The sequence below is a fragment of the Deltaproteobacteria bacterium GWA2_45_12 genome, assembly GCA_001797365.1.
GTDB lineage: Bacteria > UBA10199 > UBA10199 > UBA10199 > UBA10199 > UBA10199.
Genome location: MGPH01000045.1, coordinates 16,250 through 35,841, shown reverse-complemented (window position 1 = coordinate 35,841; position 19,592 = coordinate 16,250). Strand labels below are relative to the sequence as shown.

The following is a 19,592-nucleotide window of genomic DNA, read 5'->3' as shown; positions in this document are numbered from 1 at the left end:
TAAATGTTTTCATGCCTCCTTATATCAAAAACCGGGGCTGTTGCCGATCATGAATTACTAAAAATGTTTCCCCGACAGGCTCCTAGGAGGCACAACATGGGGTTCCCAGAACCATCCTTTATCAATATCAAACTTGTCATTTCTTAAACGTTCAATCTCTCCCTCAAGAAAACGGTCTATTTCAAGCTGGTCAGAGGCATCCATGCGCTCAACTTGATCCAAATCCCCTTCAATATGTCCAATCTCACGATCCAATCGTTCTATTATTTTTTACTGACCACCGGCTTCTCGATGTTTTCCCTGCCTCTGGAGGTCATATTTATCATGGGCAGCGCTTTCCCTTAATGTTTTTTTGGTTTGTAAATCCTGTTTGAGTTGCCAAATTCTGTGCTGCCGATTTTTCATATTAGGAACGCCCCAAAGCAAGCCCGCCAGCCGCATAGGGCCTGGCTATAAAAGGTGTAAAAAAAGGCATGTAATTTTTTTAGATTTGGACAATCCCAGGATTGTCCCTACTTATCGAGGGATGAGGGGGAAGGTTGCTAGAAAATTTTCAGGCCGCCTTCACGCTGGCATTGGCCAATTGACCGCAAGCTCCTAGGATATCGCGCCCACGGGAGCGGCGAACGACGGCAATAAAGCCCTTGTCTAAAAGTATTTTTTGAAAACTGTATACCCACTCATCCGGGGGTCTTTTATATTTTGAACCCGAAAACTCATTAAAGGGAATCAGATTCACCTTGGCCTTCAATGTGGAAAGAATCTTGATCAACCGCTTGGCATCCTCCATCGTGTCATTGACCCCATGAAGCATGACATATTCAAAAGTAATCTTGTTTCTATTGGGCAAATGCATTTTGCGGCAAGCTTCAAAAAGTCTTTCAAGCGGATATTTTTTGTTGATGGGCATGATCCCATCGCGCACTTCATCGGTTGTCGCATTAAGCGAGATGGCAAGCTTGACACCGGTCTTGTCCCCAAATTTTTCAATTTCGGGGGCCAACCCCGATGTCGAAACAGTAATGTGATTTCGTGAAAAATTGTAACAGAGCTGATCAAGCAAAATTTCAAGGGCCGCATACAGGTTTTTATGGTTAGCCAAGGGCTCGCCCATGCCCATGAACACAAGATTGCTCAAGCGGCGGTCGTCACCCCTCTCCTTCATGTCGCGAATCACCGCCCCCACCTGATCGACGATTTCATAAATGCTCAAATTGCGAAAAAGCCCCATCGTCGCCGTTAAGCAAAAATCGCAATCCATGGCACATCCCACTTGGGAAGAAACACAGAGCGTGTTGCGCCCCTCGGCCGGGATAAAAACGCATTCGATATTTTTTCCATCCTCCAAGCCCAACAAGTATTTACGAGTGCCATCTTCTGAAAGCTGGGAAGTCACAACGGGAAGCCTCTTGATTTCAAAATTCTCCTCCAAAATAACGCGGCATTCTTTGGCAATATTGGTCATCTCGGCAAAAGAAGCTGCCTGCTTTTGATAAAGCCATTGCTTCACCTGAGTGGCCCGATAGCCTTCCATCCCAAATTCTTTAAGTTTTTCACTTAAATCATTGAGGCTTAGGGATTTAATATTGATCTTTTGGTTCATCATAGAATCTAGAGGGGTTTTATAAAAAAATGAAAGAATTTTCTAGAGAATTCCTCTTAAAAGCTAGGGGGATGAAGTTTCGTCATACTTTTTCATGATTTGTTTGACTTTATATTCTGAAATCAAAGCCATAACTACCCAAACCTTATCCTCTTTTTGTGGGTCGTCTGCTTTTAAAAAAGGATTTTGCCCTCGAGCATAGGCCGGAAGTATCATTTCTCTGGTTAAATCCGTTCCATCTGTTTTTAAAATATCGATTACCCCATCTAGAAGGTAAGTGGAATGGGAATTTAAAAGCACTTCACTCATGACTTCCCATTCATCGCTATCCAACAATCCAAGCGCCCCGAAACAGTATCTTAAAGTTTCCATTCTTTCCGCCATTTCCGGATCGGGAAGAACTTTAACTTCTTCTCGAGATAAAGATTGGAGAATTCCCCCGGTAGCCCTCCTCGAATAATCGTCATAAACAGGAGGTAAAAACTGATAGCCCTCTTTTCTTTTCAAGCTGTTCACAAAATGCCTGAACTGGGCGAAATTCAATTTTGAAAATTCCGGTCTTTCCTTCAAAACTTCTTTAAAATGATCAAATTCCCAACGGTTGATTCTATCTCCATCCGCCTCGGAATTTAAAATTCCATCTGCCATTTGTGGCGTGAGGACGGAAGTCTCTTCCCTATTTTCAATCGACCAAAAAGCAAGCACAGCCTGATACATGTGCTGATCCTGCGAATCCTTAAAATCATCCGCTCTTAAAATCATCGAAGCCGAAGGATATTGATCCATGCCTGTCTTATCGATGGGACATGCAAGCACTCCATGGCGTTTTAAAATTTTGGCTAAATCAAAGAACTGATTCACGGGAAAAGGGTGATTGGTATCGTTGAAAAACCCTTGGTGTATAAGGGCTTGGTAATCATCGACGGTCACTTCGGCTCCAGGAGCTATCTCACCGTCATCGGTTTGGTTAAAAACAGCATAGGCCGCCTCGGGACTGAAACATTCAAGAGAAACCTCTTTATTTAGTATATAAGTACTTAATTTTAATAAATATTTATAGGATCCCTCAAGGGCTTGGGGAAGATCTTTTGGAGGAGTGCAGGAGAAACTCATAACCCCCTTATTATCGAGAAAAATAAGAGAAAGTTGTGGCCCTGATTTTATTCCCTCTCCTCCTGGAGGAAGAACTCATGAGAAATGAAAAAATTATAATACCTGGATCGTGCCTACTTGAAGCTTGGGACGGGAAACCTGGCCGGAAAGGTTGAAAGGGTACCAACCCTGTTCATTTTTTTGTTTTTCAATAAGGACCAAAATGGAAAGGACTTCCTGGAGTTTTTGGGAAAATTGAAAGGAACCATTGACTGAAAGATGGGCAAAGCTCAGTTTACGGTTAATCTGCACACGTCCGGCTGCCTTTAAGGCCATGTCCGGGCCGGGAATATTCAGCTCTTTAACATCAAGCCTGCCTTTAGACAGAGTGGCCTTGAGAACAGCAGGATCATTTGCAGACAAAACAGTATCTGGAATCTCCAATTCAAAACCCTGGTACAAATCCATTTTTCCGGCCGCAATTTTTAGGTCTTTAAGCTTTAAATTTATTTCCCCCTCATTTTTTCCGACCTGTTCTGGATAAATTTCAGCCATGATATTTCCGTTGATCTCCCCGCTTAAAGGTATTTTGAGCCAGCCCGCCAGGAGGGGGAATTCGGCAAAATCCATCTGGTTTAAATCGACATCAAAGCGTTGCATGGTTTGGGACAGAAACATGTTTCCTTCCATGCCCCCTTTTTTACTTTTTAATTCAAACGAGGCATCCACGTGGCTGGCAAGTAAGGGAAGATAACTCACCCCAATTTTCAGCTCGGGCGTTTTAAGCAAAACAACGTCCCCTGTGGGTTTGGAAAGGACCAGTTCAAAATCTTTCAACGACGTTTTAAAGAAAAAACTGGGATCGATTTCCCCGACATTGATTTTGTAGGCCCCCTTGGATTGGATTTCAACCTGCGACAAAAAATAACGGACAAGGGTTTCAAAAGGGAAAAAAAGAACCAGAAAAAAGAAAAAGGCAAACACCCCCACCATAATGTGCAGCATCCAGGAAAGTATTTTATTATTCACTGGCCACCTCCTTAAGCTTGATGGTTGAAGCCTGGAGGGTGGCCGTTAGTTCCTGACGGCGTCGGTAGCGTGGTTTTATCTGAAATTTGGTTATTTTGATGGGGATTGACTGGTAATGTTCCAGCTTGTTTAAAAAATCAACCAGCTGCGAAAGAGAAACGGCATTCATGACAATATCAACACCCTCTTCGTCATAATAATCAGAGGAGGCCAGGGTAATAGGTTTTAGCTGTTCAATATTTGAACCAATTCCAACCTGGTTGGCTATCGATTCAACAGCGGTGGTCAGTGACCCACCTTTGGCAAATGATTTTTTCAAGGTTTCAAAACCGGCTTTCATGCCCTGATACTTGGCTATTTTATCGATAATTTCTTTTTGCCCCTGGTCTCCCTTTTTGACCGTTTGTTCCAGCTCTGAAAGCTTGGAAGAAGCGCACGAAATGGGAAGGACAATCAGGCACACCAAAAGAATAAAAAGTCCAATGGCCATGAAAACCTGCTGGCGTTGCTCCAAACCCAAAAAGGCATTATATAAATCTTCCGGATTGAGTCTTCCCAAGATGCCGTATTTTGAAGTGCTTGTTGCCATTAACCGTCCCCTTCTGCTTTCACATCCATCGAAAGTGAAAATTTGATTTCATCGTTAAGCCCCTTGGACACATTGCGTGTGGTCACGTTTTTGAAAAGTTTTGAACCACTTAAAGAGCTTTTCAGCTTATCCACGGCATCAAAGGAAGTGGTCCGTCCATCCAGACGGATCACATCACCGGTGTAATTAAGATCATCCACATCCAACATCACTTCTTCCTTGGGTGGAATAAGCTTTGAAATCTCAAGTAAAATTAGTGACGGTGTACGCACTATTCCCGTTCCCTGCAAGGCTTCCAACTGGGGCTCGATTTCGGCAATACGATTATTGATGGTTTGAAGCAGTTTCTTTGTGTCTTTTTGCCCTTTTAAATCAGGGATGATTTTGGTGGCCTGCTGCACAAAAACCTGATTCATTTTTTTGGCCTTGTTATTAAGCATGGTGTACGAAACAAAAAAATGAATGAGCCCCAAAAGAAAAACAGCCGAAAACCACAGTCCAATCTGTTTAATTTCACTTCCAAACGATTTGAAATCCCTTTGAAAGGCAAACTCTGCTTTCCTGAAATTGATTTTAACGGCCTTGTTTGAAAAAATAACCTTCAGGGTCTGGGCCAGTGAAGGGGCAATAATATCCGCACAGATTTCAGGACGGTCCAGTTTGTGATCAATGAAATCAAGAACGTCTAGCTGATGGACATTTATTTTAAGAGCCATGGACAAAAGTTCCTGCACCCCCGTCAAACGGGCGCCCCCGCCGGTGATATAAAGCCCCGTCCATAGATCCCCCGGATACAATTGTTGATAACCCAAGTACGTTTGGCGAATATCGACCACAAGTTCTTCGGCCACTTTTTGGCAAATGCGGCTAATCTGGTCTAAATGATCTTCCTTAAAACTGACTCTTCCACGATCAAGTTTTAAAGATTCGGCTTTCTCATAATTAAGTTTGAATGCCTTCTGAATCGCCTTGGTAAAATGAAGCCCCCCCACACCAAGACTTCGGGCATACTGAAGCTTGGTTCCCTTCATGACGCACAGGTTTGTTTTTTGGTGCCCAATGTCTAAGAGTACATAGACAGCCTCTTGGGGAACCATGGCCACCTGCGCAATGTGGGAAAAATCGATGAGATCAACCCCCACAAATTTTGGATCCAAACCGGACACCTGAAAAAGATCGAGAAATTTAACAAACCGGGCCCTGGGCACATAGGCTGTTAGCACCGTAGAACGGTTTTGTTCAACCGAGAGAATATGATAATCCACCTGCAAGTCTTCCACCGGAACGGGCACAAAACTTTCCAGTTCATATTCCACCGTTTGTTCAATTTTTTTGAGATTGGTGAAGGGAAGTTCGACAACCCTTAAAGATAGCTGATTGGAAGGCAGGCTTACCGAAATAACATCGGCCTGCAGGTCATATTTTTCAACCATGGTGCGTAAGGTTGCCGCTACCGCTTCCTCAAAAGTAAGACGAACATTCTGACTTAAGGGATGTTCGACAAAACGCACCAATTCATAGTCACGCAAAGTACGGGAAATCTGGCTGACCTTGACGGAATAACTACCAATATCAATGCCTAAAATTGTTTGGGCCATAAAGGTTTGAAATTCCCGTCATATTACCCATTTTTGGGGTGAGGAGCAATGTATTGTATGAATTTAAACTACCATTGTCATCCCCGAGTGTTTTTGTCGGGGATCTATTATTGGCCCCCGCCCTTAGAAATCCCGCTATGCGGGATTAACGTGGCGGGGGTGACATAGAGTTAATCAATTCTAAAATAATGCACGGGCCATTTGGTAGGATCTGTCCCCGTGCTGGCAATGACTTCGGTAATGGTCACACGTGTTTGGCCCACAACACCGGAGGCTTTGATACGGAATACATTGTTTTCATCGGTAACAAGGTCAAGAAATTGGAATTTACACCCTACCACTTTTTCTCCCGTCCCTGTCTCTGTCCCTGCATCTTCTGTACCAGTGGCTTCCTGCTGCAAGTCAGTCAATCCCAGGGCTGAGTTGAGGGTTTGGGAAATCCCTTCGGGGTCGGGACAAGCCCCACGCACAAGTTCCACAAGCTCATCCATCTTTTTTTTGTCTTCATAACTGATGGGGGCCGTACATCCTGAATGATTGGTATAGTGGTAAATAAGGGCCTTGATCATGTTGTCATCGGCCAAACAGGCATTGATTTTATCAATGCCACTATAAACTGTGAGGTAAGGGGTTAGGTAAGCATACAGGACATCATTCATCCCCGCTACCAGACGTATTTCTGAAAGGGTTAAAAATTTTCCGTCTTTCACCTTAATATCACGGTCAGTATAAATACTGTCTTCACGTCCACGCTGAACCCCTTCAAATTCATTGATACTGTCATTGACATCCACCCAATCTGTCAAAGCATGGGTCAATTTTGAAGCTTCCTGGGTGTGGTCCAAAAAAAATTCGTCAAAAAGAGGAAGCATTAAAATGGAGTAAAGAAGTTTTTTACGTAAATCATAAGCGGGGCTGGTTGATTCGGTGGTGTTGATTTTGTTTAAATCATATTTGTTTTGTTCTTCTGAAATTTCGGTGTCAAAATCTCCCTCAAAATCCAGAAATTTTTCTATTTCCTCCTTTTCCATAATCCCCACATCATCCGAAGATATTTCAGCATCATCCTTTTCTTCTTCCTTGGGGGCCTCGTTTTCTTCGGCCCCTCCCCCTGTCAATGACTCCAACGTGGAAGCATCCCCACCCAAAACACCCCGCAAAAGCTCTGAAGATAAGGGAAACATTTTATACAAGGGCTCAAACTGCAGGTTTCCGAGGGCGCCCTGATCATCTCCCAGTTTACTGTGAACTTCTTCTAATTTTCCCTGGGCTTCCTTATTAAAACGAAGAAGCAGTTTTGAGAAATTGACCGCCGATTTGGCCAGATAATAAGCCTGCAAACGCTCTTTATTATTTACAACTAACCGATAATTAACATGGGAATGATAGGCAAACTGCACAAGGACGGTTGTCAAGACCGTGATCGCGGCCAGCACCATAAGAAGGGCAACGCCTCTATTATTAATCCTTTTCCAAGGATTAAATATTTTCTTAAAGATTGATCGCATTTTGATACAATTCAACGCCTGCCATTGTTGTAAAAAAATATTCCCGTGGCTTTTCTTCTTCATTCCCTTCCACAACAACAAGCTCCATTTTGACAGCCCGGGGCAATTTGCCCAGACTGCTTAATTTGTCAGCCTCCCAATCTTCCTTCCAGACATCCTCATTTGAATCAAAATAGGAAAGGGCCAACGACTTCACATTGGGAATAAGGACAAAACCGTTTTCTTCTATGTCCAGCTTGTCGGTCAATCTTGGATTTTCAAAACGCATCAAATCAAAAAAACCGGCATCATTTTTTTTAAGAAAATAATGAACCAGTACCTGGTCGGTGTCTTTGGCATCTTTGACATAATGAAAATGATTCATGGTCGTAAAAGTAAGATCGTCTGCCTTCCCTTTAAATCCGCTCAAATAGTGACTTTCACGTCCATGCATGGAGCTTTGGGCCAAAAAAGCCTGGTTTAAGTCTTCAGCCATTTTTCCCATTCCCAAACGAACGGAATGGAGCAATTCATCTTTTTGTTGCACTATTTCCTTGGAGTTAAGCGACCGATTCATGGTGCTGTATATAAGCAGACTCATCCCTGCCAAAATAGAAACACTGACAAGGACTTCCATCAGTGTGAAACCATTTCGTCTAAATCCCCCTTCGTCCCCCTTTAATAAAGGGGGACGAAGGGGGATTTCCCAACGGCCAGACACAAACTTTATAATAGTTAATTTCATTTTAAATTCACAATATGTGTCGTCACCGTCATGTGCGGCTGATCTTTAAGGGGTTTATCTTTATCTCCCCAGTACACCGTCAGGCTGATCTCACGCACAGCTTTTGAAAGCTGATCCGTGATTTGTTTTAAGTAAGTTGCTACAAGATTGTTTTTTGTTTCCTCGGTTTCAGGAATCACTGTGGGAATCTCAACTTTTTTAATCTTAACCTTCCATCGAAAATCTTCAAATTTGTCCTCAAAGGTCCCTTCTTCCTCTTTTTCATCCGGAAATTTGCCGCGGGCCATGTCTTTTTCAAAATCCATTTCCAGTTCCACCATTTTTTGGCGCGCCAAAAAAGTGGCTGTGGTCAAATAGTCAGCCCGTTCACTGGACAAAAAATTACTTCCTTGGGATGCCAGCAAAATCGTAAACGCAGTGGCCAAAATGGAAACGGCAATCAGGATTTCAAGAAGGGTGAAACCATTACGAAAATCTGTTTTTCTATTCATCCACCTTGTCATATTCAATATCCTCGGTCTCCACACGGCATCGTCCTGTTACCGGATTTACAATGACTGTATAATGCGAGGTGTCTTCTTCATTGGAAAAATGAATAACGGCTTTTTCGGTCAATCCGCGGGGAAAAAAATAAAGATAGGCCAATTCCTGGACAAGCGGTTCTTTTTGATGGGCCACAAAAACATCCCTTATTCTGACTTCTTTATCAAAGGTGACTGTCTTCACCATTTCGTCACTTAAACTATACTGGGCCTCCAGTGTGATATTTTTTGATTCATCGATTTTTTCAATCTTGGTGTCGCTTTCTTCATCAAACAAAGAAGTCTCTTCTTCTTTTTGTTTTTCCTTTTCTTCCTTCCTTTTGTCCAAATCTTTCTTGTCGCGTTTATTTTCTATGTCATTTTCATTTTCAATGGAAACAAGGCTGACTTCAGATCCTTCTTCCAGCCAGTATTTTTGGTTGGTCAAATCAAAAACCAGCCGTAGACTAACGCCACGAATAATGGCCTGGTTGTAGGCAAAATTGATGTTGCTGATAAGCCGGGAGATTTCTTTCTTGGCCTGCGACTGGAAGGAAGCCCCCATCATGGATACGACCAACCCCGTCATGCCCGCAGCAATGGCAATGACCACCATGATTTCAAGAAGGCTGAAACCTTTTTCATCCCGTGAAGCTGTTGTTTTGTATATCAATCATTCTCCCTCCGAATCCCAACTTTTAATATCGTCTTCGTTTCCTTCCTGGCCATCCGGTCCCATGGACCAGATTTCAACAGCATTTCCGTGGGATCCGGGAGCCGCATATTCAAATCCTTGCCCCCAAGCATCCTTGGGAACTTTTTTAAGATAGCCATCTTCGGGATAGTTTTGAGGAGTTCTTCCAACACCGGGTTTTTCAACAAGGGCCTGCAACCCCTGCTCACTTGAAGGATAAAAATGATTGTCTAATTTGTACTGGTCGAGAGCATTCATGAGGTTTGAAATCTGGGTTTGGGTCAACTGGATATTTGCTTTTTCACGCCGCCCCACCACATTGACCGCAATAAGACCAGTAATGCCGGCAATAATGGCCACCACCACCATGATTTCAATAAGGGTCATCCCTGATTCATTTTTAAACCATTTTTTCATATTTCTCCTTTTTTTTAAGATAATGAATATGCGTGATAAGTAATGAACTTTAATACTCATAACTCATAACTCATAACTAAAAATTACAATTCCGACATTTTAAGAATCGGCAACAAAATTGACAACACAATAAATGAAACCACTCCGCCCATCACCAAAATAAGCAACGGTTCAAGCAAGGTTGTTAAGGTGCCCACTGTCGTATCGATTTCCCCATCATAACTATCAGCCACCTTCTCAAGCATGCTTTCCAACGCACCCGTTTTTTCCCCCACTGCAATCATGTGAAGAACCATGGGAGGAAACTCTCCACTGCGGCGAAGAGGTTCGGCAATGGACTCCCCTTCCTTCACACTTAATTTGGTCGTTTCAATGGCTTGACTCAAAACCTTGTTGCCCACCACATTTTTGACAATATCAAGCGAGGGAAGAAGCTGTACACCACTATGCAACAAAGTAGCCAAAGTACGGCTAAACCGCGACACGGCCACTTTGCGAAACAGCTCCCCAAAAATGGGCATTTTAAGTGAAAAACGATCCAAGCGTAAACGGCCTGCTTCTGTATTGATGTACCGTTTAAAAAGAAAACCCCCAACAACGGCAATCAGGATTAAAAAATACCAATAATTCTGGGCAAAAGAAGAAACCGCCATCAAAATACGTGTAGGTAAGGGTAAAATGGCTTTGGCATCCTCAAAAATGGAAACAATTTTGGGGACCACACTCACCAACAAATAAAGCATCAGGGCTGTGCCTACCAAGCCCATGATTACAGGATACATAAGAGCACTTGTTATCTTGCTTTTGAGTTTGGCCTGACTTTCAGTAAAGTCGGCCAGACGTTGCAATACCAGTTCCAACGCCCCGGAAGCTTCACCGGCTTGAATCATCGAAATATACAAGTCCCCATAAATTTTCGGAAAAGCCTTCATGGCATCGGCCAATCGTTGCCCACCCACCACCTTTTCTTTTATTTGGGACATCGATTTTTTTAAAAGAGGATTTTCAACCTGATCTTGAAGAGCCCCCAAGGCATCCACCAGCGGAATATTGGCTCCTAAAAGGGTCGCCATCTGCCTGGTTAAATGGGCCAGCTCGGAAATCTTCACTCTCTGGAAGATGGGCATGGACTGCAGATTCCCCGTAACCGAAAAACCTTTTTTGGAGCCTTCTAGAGTGATGTCGGTAGTGTAAATGCCATTACGACGCAGTTTTAAACGACCCGCCCTTTCGTTTTCAGCATCGATGATACCAGCCACATTTTTTCCCTTGGAATCGATTCCTTTGTATTCGTAGACGGGCATGGATTAGGTAGGGGCGCCGCTTGCTGCGCCCTGTATGGGCCAATTATGGGCGCGGCAAGCGGCGCCCCTACTCTCTTACTGTATCTTCCTGTGTAATGGCTAAAACTTCTTGAATGCTTGTCATCCCTTCCACCAAGAGATTGATTGCTGTTTCTCTTAAGGTAAGCAGCCCCTTTCGCATCGCCACTTTTTTGATGGTGATGGCATCAACAGACTTGATGATGGAAGAACGCACCTCATCATCGATCAATAAAATTTCATGAATGGCCGTACGGCCGCTGTAGCCCGTATTTAAACATTGCGGACAACCCACGGGTTTATAAATAACATGCCCTTGCAACACCTGATGTGAAAGCCCCAACTGCTCCAATTCAGCTTCCGTCGGTTCATAAATTTCGGCACATGTTTTACACAAGGTACGCACCAATCTTTGGGCCACCACACCCACAAGGGAACTGGCCACCAGGAAAGGCTCGACACCCATGTCGATAAGACGAGTGGCCGCAGAAGCGGAATCATTTGTGTGCAAGGTTGAAAGAACCAAATGGCCGGTCAAGGAAGCCTGGATGGCGATTTCCGCCGTCTCTTTGTCACGAATTTCACCGATCATCACAATGTCGGGGTCCTGGCGCAAAATGGCCCGCAAGCCGGCGGCAAAGGTAAGATTTATTTTTGGATTGACCTGCGTCTGGTTGATCCCTGGAATCTGATATTCCACGGGGTCTTCCACCGTAATAATTTTTACATCGGAAGAATTGATTTCGGTAAGGGCCGCATAAAGGGTTGTTGTTTTACCGGAACCCGTGGGCCCTGTCACCAGGATGATCCCGTGACTTTTATGAATGAGATCACGAATGGTTTTTAAATTTCCTCCCTTCATTCCAATGGAATCAAGATTTAAGAGCACTTTGCTTCTGTCAAGTAAACGCATGACCACACTTTCTCCAAAGGAAGTGGGTAAGGTTGAAACGCGGATATCAATGTCTTTTCCTGCCAGTTTGATACGAATACGCCCATCTTGAGGAAGTCTTTTTTCGGCAATATTCAGATTGGCCATGATTTTAATGCGCGACAAAATACTGTTTTGGGCTTTTTTGGGCGGATGCATCACATCATACAAAACACCATCGATTCTAAAACGAACGACTAATTCCTTTTCAAAAGGCTCAAGATGAATATCGGAAGCATTTTGCTTTACGGAACGAAATAAAAGTTGATTGACCAAACGAATAATGGGGGCTTCATCGGCGGCATCAAGAAGGTCCTGCACTTCCTCAAGTTCTTGCGCCACCTGATCGAGGTTTTCTTCATCCAAGTCGCTCATCACGGTCTGATCAGACCCCACTTGCCGGTTATAACAGGCATTGATGGCATCCATGATTTTTTGGGAAGAAGCAATCACAGGCTTGATGGGTTGGTCAAAAATAAGGGACAGATCATCCAGGGCGGCATGATTGACCGGGTCTGCCAGGGCCACAACAATACTGCCTTCCTCACGTTTTAGGGGAATGAGCTCATTACGTTTGGCAAAATTAATGGGCACTTTATTGACAAGTTCAACAGGAATATCTTCGGCGACAATATCGGTTACAAAAGGAATGCCTACCTGCAATGAAAGGGCTTTTAAAACATCCTCGGGCCTTAAAAATCGAAGCTGTAAAAGGGCCTCTCCCATTTTAAGCCCCTTTTCACGGTGCACTATAAGAGCTTCATTAAGCTGTTCAGGAGTAAGGGGAGTATTTTCTAATAGAATTTGACCAAGACTGCGATCATCCATAGGCGAAAATTGTAACCGATTGTCAGGGTATTTGCCAGAAGGGTTTTATATTTGTAGGGACCCCGCGTTACGGGGTCCCTACCAGATTACATCATCAATGGCCACGAACCCGACGTGTTGGATGTACGTATCCCTCTTCAGTAGATTCATTTTTCTTCTCAGAAGATGTACTTGTCGATGTTTCATACCCTGTGGACGTATTGGAAGTAGTGGGAGTCACATAAGGTGTTTTAGATGTTGATGAAGAGTTGGGGTTCTCATCATAAATAGTACGAACAGCGGTACTATATTCCAAAAGATCTTTCGCATGTTCTTTAATGGCCTGACGAATTTGTTTGCGTTGGTAGCTGCCGTAATTGTGTTCAATAAACATGTTCCGTTCTTCTATTTTCTTCTGCAAAATTTCAAGATAATCGGCACGGTCTTTAATGATGTAAGGGGTAATAAACACCAAGAGATCGGCTTTTTTACGATCCCTGCGCGTGGTTTTAAAAAGATTCCCCAAAATAGGCACATCCCCCAAAAGGGGCACCTTGCCGATGGAAGCCGTGTCGCGGTCTTCAAGCAAACCCCCAATCACAATGGTTTGCTTGTCATTGGCCACAACCACGGTTGTCACTGAACTTTTGTCAAAGGTGGGGCCCAAGACTGGATCGGAGGAACGAACATTGGTGATTTCTTGTTCGATTTTAAGCCTCACAGTGGAACTCTCCGAAATTTGCGGTGTCACTTTTAGAATAATACCCGTGTCCTCACGTGTAACACTGGTTGTCGCCACCCCCGAAGATATCGAACTTTGCCCCGGTGTGGGCACTTCTTGTCCTACCTGGATTTTGGCTTCTTCGTTGTCCAACGTTAAAATACTGGGCGTTGAAAGCACATTGGCATTGCTGTCTGTTTGAAGGGCCTGAAGAATGGTGCTGACAGCAGGAATAGAGAGCGAAGTTCCGTCGCTTAAAGTAAAATCGATGGAATCAGCGGAAAATCCACCTCCGGCCAAACCGCCAGCGGCTGTGGCAATGCTGTTCAATGCCGTAGGAAATGTGGGAAGTAGGGAACCAAACCCCGTCATGTCACGCCCGCTCACATTAAAATTAAGCCCGAAATTGCCGTTAAGTCCGATGTTTTTGGTTTTATCAATCCTCAACTCCATGATCACGGCTTCCAGATAAACCTGCCTGCGTGGAATATCGAGTTTTGAAATAACGCGCTCAATAAGGGTTTCATAATCCTTTGGGGAAGCCGTGATCACAAGCGAGTTTGTTCCTTCATCAGCAGTGACCTTGACTCCCCCTTCCAGCTCAACGGCTCCCTGTCTGGCCTCAGCAGCACCGCCGGCACCTTTTTCCTTGGAGCTTTTGATTTTGGCCCCTCCCACAAGCGAGGATAAAACTTCAGAAAGTTCTGACGCAGTCGCATGTTTCAAATAATAAACATGAATGGTCCCCTCAACGCCGGTGATGGCTGTATCAAGCCGTTCAATAAGAGCCCGTAGTTTAACAATGGACCGTTTGCTTCCCAAGACAATGATCGAATTTGTACGGTCATCGGAAATCACCTTGGAAATGGATGGAGTGTCTTCCAATTCAGGGGCTCCCCTGTTGGCCCTTCGAGCCGCAGTTCCACCACGTCCAGAAGTTTGAGCTCCCGCTCCCTCGTAAAGTTGCAATACTTTTTCGGTGATGTCTTTGGCATCGGCATTCACAATGGGAATAATTTCAATAACCTCTTGGGGACCTTCTTGGTCAAGCTCGCGAATGATTTTGAGGATGCGGTCAATATTGGACCCCGCGTCTGTTAAAATAAGAGAATTGGTTTGTGGATAAGCAAACAAATTGCCGTCTTTTGAGACCAGGCTTTTGACAACCGTTGAAAGGTCGTTGGCGGAAATATTCTTCACCTGAATAATGCGGGTGATAAAACCATCGGTATTGGGAGAATCTTCCTTGTAAAGATCAATCGGCTTGCTGACAGCCTCTTTGGTTTGAACAATTTTGATCAGCCCCCCCGGTGATTTAACCGTGGTATAACCCATCACTTCCAAGGCTGATAAAAACGCCTGATAAGCCATTTCCTTGGTCATGGGTTTTTCTGAAATAATGGTGACCTTGCCGCGTACTTTGTCATCAATAAGAAAATTGGAACCGGTAGCCTTTGAAATCTGCTTGATCATGTCTTTGACATCAACATCGGTGGCATTTAAGTAAATAAGTTCATCGTCGGTACCTGTGGCCTCTTCTTCGGAAAAAGAGGTTTTAGATGTTCCTTGATTTGAGGAAGGAGTGACTGGCGTTTCAGCCACACCAAACTTTTCATCGACTACGGTTGTCTTTGCTGTTTGGTTGCCGCTTGAAGGAGAAGTTTTATTTTCAAAAGCGGCCTGGGGCGCATCGACACTGGGAACTGCCTGAGTTTCTTTGTTTTCGAGAGGGGGCGGGGCTTCTTGGGCAAAGGCTAAAGAAGCAAAAATAAATACCAGGAGGGGCATGGCATGCCGTGCCCCCAGAAGAAACATGTTTTTACCTGATTTCGTATTCAAAAGTTTGTGTCGCATCTCTTCTTTCGAGATCGATTGTAATATGATTTTCACTTTTTAGCTTGTTAAAAATATCCAAACCTCTTTTTATATCCATTTCCATCCCGTTAATACTTTTCAGGATATCTCCTCGTTGCAAGCCAAGTTTACTAAAAATACTTCCCGCCCTGACCGATAAAAGTTTCAAGCCATTGGGTTTGCCATCCTTGAAATTGGGAACGGCGCGCACCTGCGTATAAAGCTTGTCCAAGTTGTTAATGGCATCTTCAATTTCAGAGCGGTCAATGACAAAATTACTTTCCCCCTTCTTTTCAATTTTGACTTCCTTATCTTCTTTTGGCCCTTCAGGCTCACCTTCGTCTCTCGGTGGAGGGACATTCATCTTGACTCCCTTGGCGAAATCTTCCAACTCAACATATTCAAGCCGCCCCTTGTTGCTAAACTCGACACGGTTAAACAGGATGCGCACAATCTTTGTTTCGGGGGCAAAACTCTTGGCATCCCCCACCGTATAAACATCGGCTGCACCCTTGCCCGATGAAATAATAGATGATGACCGGCCATCTTCTCCATTGCCTACCGAAAAAGTGGAAACAAGTTTTATTCCCAAACTTGTGGGCACCGCTTCCCCGGTAAGATCAACAACCTCTTCTTCAACTGTTTCGGTTGAAACCGGACCTTGGTCCACACCGGTGTCTTTGGAATCAAAAATATTGCGATCCAAAATGGGCTTGAGTTCTTCAGCCGTTGCTTCCTTTTTTTCAGAGATCACAATGGGCGGGTTCTCAGCCACCGTTAAAGGGCCGGAAATAAACGCACCAAATTTAAAACTAAGCCCATTGGCCACCATTTTGGCCAAAAAATAAGAGCACAAAACCACAGCCAGCAAACTGGCCACCCAGATGTACTTTTTGAGATAAAAACTCACGTTGCTTCACAAGGTCATCAATTAAAATGCATTAACGGGACGAATGAAAAAATGAAATCTGAACAATTGTTGGGTAAAATAGCAGATTGAAAGAGGTGTATCAAATTAATTCTGGGGGAAAAGTCATTGGAAGATAATTATTTAAGATCTCTTGATCAAGCTTAAGGGGTCATTGCCACTTTGCATGTTGTCAAAAACTGGTTTAACCCTTCTTCCACCATAAACTGGGTCATGATTTGTTCTACTTGGGCTGTGGTATCTGCCTTGAAAACCTGATGTACCAGTTTTTTAAGCTTGGGTAATGACACTTGATTGATCAGATGCTTCATTTTGGGAATTAAGGGGGTACTCATGCTTAGTTCATCGATACCCATCCCCACCAAGAGCAACGCTCCTTCAGCCTGACCCGCCATTTCACCGCACACACTGATTGATTTTTTGGCTTTATGCACGACCTGAATGGTTCTTGAAATCATCCTTAAGACAGCGGGATGAAGATAACTGTACAAGAAGGCCACCTTGGGATTGTTGCGATCAACAGCCAACGTGTATTGAACCAGATCATTGGTCCCAATAGAAAAAAAGTTCACTTCACGAATAAGACGGTCCGCTATTTCAACAGCAGAAGGCACTTCAATCATGATCCCCAGGGGAATATTGGGAGCATAAGCAATATTTTTTGATTTAAGCTCTTTTTTGATGTTCGAAAGTATCTCTTTGACCTTAAGAATTTCTTCCATCGAAGTCACCATGGGGAAAAGCAGGCGCAGCTTCCCCTTAACGGAAGCACGAAGCAAAGCGCGTAATTGAATACGGAACAGGTCTTCGCGTTCAAGCAAAATACGGATGGAACGCCATCCCAAAAAAGGGTTGGTCTCTTTGGGAAGATTTAAATACGGAACATATTTATCACCACCAATATCCAGAATACGAATTGTCACCGGTTTTCCCCCCATGGTGGAAAGCACTTTGCTATACAAAAGAAACTGCTCTTCCTCCGTAGGCAAATTACGCCGGATCAAAAACGGCATCTCCGTACGATAAAGCCCAATATGTTCGGCCCCTTGCTCAAGGGCATTCCCCATATTGGCCGCCATACCCATGTTGGCACCAATAAAAATTCTTTTCCCACCGCGTGGAGAAGCTTGTTTGTGGGCATACTGGCTGTAAATTTCCTGGGCCTGGGCTTCTTTGGTGCTTTCTTTGCGATACATCTCACGCACTTCATTGGTGGGGTTGAGCACCACAACCCCTGAAGTCCCATCCATAACCACTTCATCATCTTCATGAATAAAATCAGCAAAAGAAGACAACCCCAAAACAGCGGGAATGCCCATGGACTCAGCCAGAATGGCAATATGGGAAGAGGCCCCTCCCACGGGAGAAAGAATGCCCTTTGTTTTTTCAGGATCAAGCTCAACAAAATCGGAGACACTCCATGAATCTGAAATCAAAATAGCCTCCTGGGTAAGATGAAAAGCCGAGCGAGGCACTTCACTTCCATAAAGAAGGCGATCGATGATTTTTCTTCCCACATCATGAATATCAAAAACACGTTCACGAATATATTCGTCATCCGCATGGGAAAGCTCTTCGGCATAACGGCCAACCACATTTTCCACAGCCATCAAGGCCGATTTCCCCTTGTCAATTTCAGTCAGGATTTCTTCCTTAAAAGGCTCGCTTTCGAGCACCATGCTATAGGCATCAAAAATGGAAAGTTCTTCCATGCCGAATTTTTTCTCGGCCTTTTTTTGGACATCCAAAATTTCTTCCTGGACCCAACGAAAAGCTTCCAAGACACGCATTTTTTCAACATCCTTGTGGATGGGAGCTTCCTTGGTTATCGGTTTTAAATCCTGGTGGTGATTCCCCACAATCTTGATCTTGCCAATGGCAATGCCGGGAGCCGCACCAATCCCCACATGGACCATGCCTTCGGTCTTTTTGGGCTGCAGCTCTTCATTCCCTTGTGTTTGAAAATCCAATCGGGAGGAAATTTTCACGAAAGAATCGAGAAGTTTTGCTTTTTCGACAACGCTGATAGCGGGAATGGCCAACGTCATCAATAGATGGGCGGCCTGGGAAGAAAACTTGACCTTCTTTTCATTTTGAACCACCAAGACACCAATGGGTTGACGATTATAAATAAGCGGCACTGACAAAAAGGATGAAAACTTTTCTTCCCCTGTTTCAGGGAAATATTTGAATTGCTTACTGCGCTTGCCTGTAGACATGGAAACGGGCTTCATCCATTCAAGAGTTTTTCCCACCAAGCCCTCACCCACCTTCATTTTAACCACACCAATGGCTAATTGGTTCAACCCCTTCGTCGCTTTTAATTCCAAAATTTTATTATGAGGGTCTAAAAGATAAAGAGAGCAAACATCCACCTGCATGATACGGGCAATTTTCTCAACAAGCATATCCAGAACTTTTTTGACATCCTCTTTGCCATGGCACAAATGCCCCAATTCAAGAATGTCAGTCATTACATCGGTGGAAGTAAAATCATAAATAGCAGGCCGAATCTTCATTGGTTTATTGAATGTACCTTATATTGGTTCATGATTCGACTGCTTTTTTTATACTTGAAATAAAGTCGCGGATCTCTTTTTTAAGCCTCATGGCCCCCGTTTTCTTTGCCGGGTCAAGATAAGCAAGCAGGCGATCACACGCAGGCAACACCACGTCCACCCCAAAAGTGGATGCTTTCAGACGAATACTTTGTACCTGGGAAAGAATATCGGGAGAATTTTCATTTTTATTTTCACCATAATAAGTTTTTTCAATCCCCTCCACTAAACGACCAATATCGGCAACCGTTTTCAAATAAAAGGGGCTTTTTGGACTGGGTCCGTTTTTTTGGGGAACGGCCTTCCCCTTGTTAGAAGCAGCCTCCACAATTTCTTTCCACTTTTGCTCCGCAAAACGTTTGGGGACAAAGGGCGGAACAGCCTCATTTTGTGAAGTGAAAAATTCCTGGAACAAACCGTAGCTCATCGACGAACAAAAACAGACTTTTTCCCGGGTTGGGGCATCCAAAGACAAATAAATTTCGGGTCCAAAATCATTTCCCAGATAACAATCCAAAAAAACAAGATCGGGCCCGGCATCCTTCTTGGAAAGCGCTTCTAAAAATTCAGAACCTGAAAGATAAACAGATATTTTTGAAGAAGAGTCTTTTTTCTGAAAAAGTGTATGGGCCCCTATCGCATGCTTTAGTTGGTAGGCAAAACCTGCATCATCATCAACAATCCAGACTTGCATAG

Annotated in this window: 17 protein-coding genes; all 17 read right to left on the bottom strand. The window is 43.9% G+C overall.

Annotation, left to right across the window (positions count from 1 at the left end):
- Positions 1–57: 57 nt before the first annotated feature.
- Entirely contained in the window at positions 58–255 is a 198-nt protein-coding gene (locus A2048_09265) for a hypothetical protein (GenBank protein OGP08494.1), read from the bottom strand.
- A gap of 298 nt (positions 256–553) precedes the next feature.
- Positions 554–1,606, bottom strand: a complete 1,053-nt coding sequence (locus A2048_09260; GenBank protein ID OGP08493.1) for a 23S rRNA (adenine(2503)-C(2))-methyltransferase — start codon at positions 1,604–1,606, stop codon at positions 554–556.
- Between the two features lie 60 nt (positions 1,607–1,666).
- Positions 1,667–2,716, bottom strand: coding sequence for a hypothetical protein (locus A2048_09255; GenBank protein ID OGP08492.1), 1,050 nt, complete (start codon positions 2,714–2,716; stop codon positions 1,667–1,669).
- A 93-nt stretch (positions 2,717–2,809) separates the two neighbouring features.
- Positions 2,810–3,700, bottom strand: coding sequence for a type II secretion system protein GspN (locus A2048_09250; protein OGP08491.1), 891 nt, complete (start codon positions 3,698–3,700; stop codon positions 2,810–2,812).
- A 16-nt stretch (positions 3,701–3,716) separates the two neighbouring features.
- Positions 3,717–4,313 carry a hypothetical protein gene (locus A2048_09245; protein ID OGP08490.1) on the bottom strand — a complete coding sequence of 199 codons (597 nt, stop codon included), beginning with the start codon at positions 4,311–4,313 and terminating at the stop codon, positions 3,717–3,719.
- Positions 4,313–5,911, bottom strand: coding sequence for a hypothetical protein (locus A2048_09240; protein OGP08489.1), 1,599 nt, complete (start codon positions 5,909–5,911; stop codon positions 4,313–4,315). The genes A2048_09245 and A2048_09240 overlap by 1 nt, the downstream gene beginning before the upstream one ends.
- Positions 5,912–6,081: 170 nt before the next feature.
- Entirely contained in the window at positions 6,082–7,350 is a 1,269-nt protein-coding gene (locus tag A2048_09235; protein ID OGP08488.1) for a hypothetical protein, read from the bottom strand.
- 52 nt (positions 7,351–7,402) lie between these two features.
- Positions 7,403–8,143, bottom strand: a complete 741-nt coding sequence (locus tag A2048_09230; protein ID OGP08487.1) for a hypothetical protein — start codon at positions 8,141–8,143, stop codon at positions 7,403–7,405.
- The gene (locus A2048_09225) at positions 8,140–8,634 is read right to left on the bottom strand and encodes a hypothetical protein (GenBank protein OGP08486.1); all 495 of its coding nucleotides are present in this window, start codon (positions 8,632–8,634) and stop codon (positions 8,140–8,142) included. The genes A2048_09230 and A2048_09225 overlap by 4 nt, the downstream gene beginning before the upstream one ends.
- On the bottom strand, positions 8,627–9,337 hold the full coding sequence (locus A2048_09220; GenBank protein ID OGP08485.1) for a hypothetical protein: 711 nt from the start codon (positions 9,335–9,337) through the stop codon (positions 8,627–8,629). Before A2048_09220 ends, A2048_09225 begins: the two co-directional genes overlap by 8 nt.
- Positions 9,338–9,775 carry a type II secretion system protein GspG gene (locus tag A2048_09215; protein OGP08484.1) on the bottom strand — a complete coding sequence of 146 codons (438 nt, stop codon included), beginning with the start codon at positions 9,773–9,775 and terminating at the stop codon, positions 9,338–9,340.
- A gap of 83 nt (positions 9,776–9,858) precedes the next feature.
- Entirely contained in the window at positions 9,859–11,079 is a 1,221-nt protein-coding gene (locus A2048_09210; GenBank protein OGP08483.1) for a type II secretion system protein GspF, read from the bottom strand.
- A gap of 67 nt (positions 11,080–11,146) precedes the next feature.
- Positions 11,147–12,856, bottom strand: a complete 1,710-nt coding sequence (locus tag A2048_09205) for a type II secretion system protein GspE (protein OGP08482.1) — start codon at positions 12,854–12,856, stop codon at positions 11,147–11,149.
- A gap of 94 nt (positions 12,857–12,950) precedes the next feature.
- The gene (locus A2048_09200) at positions 12,951–15,410 is read right to left on the bottom strand and encodes a type II secretion system protein GspD (GenBank protein ID OGP08481.1); all 2,460 of its coding nucleotides are present in this window, start codon (positions 15,408–15,410) and stop codon (positions 12,951–12,953) included.
- Entirely contained in the window at positions 15,376–16,320 is a 945-nt protein-coding gene (locus A2048_09195; protein ID OGP08480.1) for a hypothetical protein, read from the bottom strand. Before A2048_09195 ends, A2048_09200 begins: the two co-directional genes overlap by 35 nt.
- 161 nt (positions 16,321–16,481) lie before the next feature.
- Positions 16,482–18,857, bottom strand: coding sequence for a phosphoenolpyruvate--protein phosphotransferase (locus tag A2048_09190; GenBank protein OGP08479.1), 2,376 nt, complete (start codon positions 18,855–18,857; stop codon positions 16,482–16,484).
- A 28-nt stretch (positions 18,858–18,885) separates the two neighbouring features.
- Positions 18,886–19,590: a hypothetical protein gene (locus tag A2048_09185; protein OGP08478.1), complete on the bottom strand. Its 705-nt coding sequence runs from the start codon at positions 19,588–19,590 to the stop codon at positions 18,886–18,888.
- Positions 19,591–19,592 lie beyond the last annotated feature (2 nt).

Excerpts from the sequence above, each read along its gene's own strand:
- A2048_09260 (OGP08493.1), bottom strand. The coding sequence starts at position 1,606 with ATGATGAACCAAAAGATCAATATTAAATCCCTAAGCCTCAATGATTTA.
- A2048_09255 (OGP08492.1), bottom strand. The coding sequence starts at position 2,716 with ATGAGTTTCTCCTGCACTCCTCCAAAAGATCTTCCCCAAGCCCTTGAG.
- A2048_09250 (OGP08491.1), bottom strand. The coding sequence starts at position 3,700 with ATGCTGCACATTATGGTGGGGGTGTTTGCCTTTTTCTTTTTTCTGGTT.
- A2048_09245 (OGP08490.1), bottom strand. The coding sequence starts at position 4,313 with ATGGCAACAAGCACTTCAAAATACGGCATCTTGGGAAGACTCAATCCG.
- A2048_09240 (OGP08489.1), bottom strand. The coding sequence starts at position 5,911 with ATGGCCCAAACAATTTTAGGCATTGATATTGGTAGTTATTCCGTCAAG.
- A2048_09235 (OGP08488.1), bottom strand. The coding sequence starts at position 7,350 with ATGGTGCTGGCCGCGATCACGGTCTTGACAACCGTCCTTGTGCAGTTT.
- A2048_09230 (OGP08487.1), bottom strand. The coding sequence starts at position 8,143 with ATGAAATTAACTATTATAAAGTTTGTGTCTGGCCGTTGGGAAATCCCC.
- A2048_09225 (OGP08486.1), bottom strand. The coding sequence starts at position 8,634 with ATGAATAGAAAAACAGATTTTCGTAATGGTTTCACCCTTCTTGAAATC.
- A2048_09215 (OGP08484.1), bottom strand. The coding sequence starts at position 9,775 with ATGAAAAAATGGTTTAAAAATGAATCAGGGATGACCCTTATTGAAATC.
- A2048_09210 (OGP08483.1), bottom strand. The coding sequence starts at position 11,079 with ATGCCCGTCTACGAATACAAAGGAATCGATTCCAAGGGAAAAAATGTG.
- A2048_09205 (OGP08482.1), bottom strand. The coding sequence starts at position 12,856 with ATGGATGATCGCAGTCTTGGTCAAATTCTATTAGAAAATACTCCCCTT.
- A2048_09200 (OGP08481.1), bottom strand. The coding sequence starts at position 15,410 with ATGCGACACAAACTTTTGAATACGAAATCAGGTAAAAACATGTTTCTT.
- A2048_09190 (OGP08479.1), bottom strand. The coding sequence starts at position 18,857 with ATGAAGATTCGGCCTGCTATTTATGATTTTACTTCCACCGATGTAATG.
- A2048_09185 (OGP08478.1), bottom strand. The coding sequence starts at position 19,590 with ATGCAAGTCTGGATTGTTGATGATGATGCAGGTTTTGCCTACCAACTA.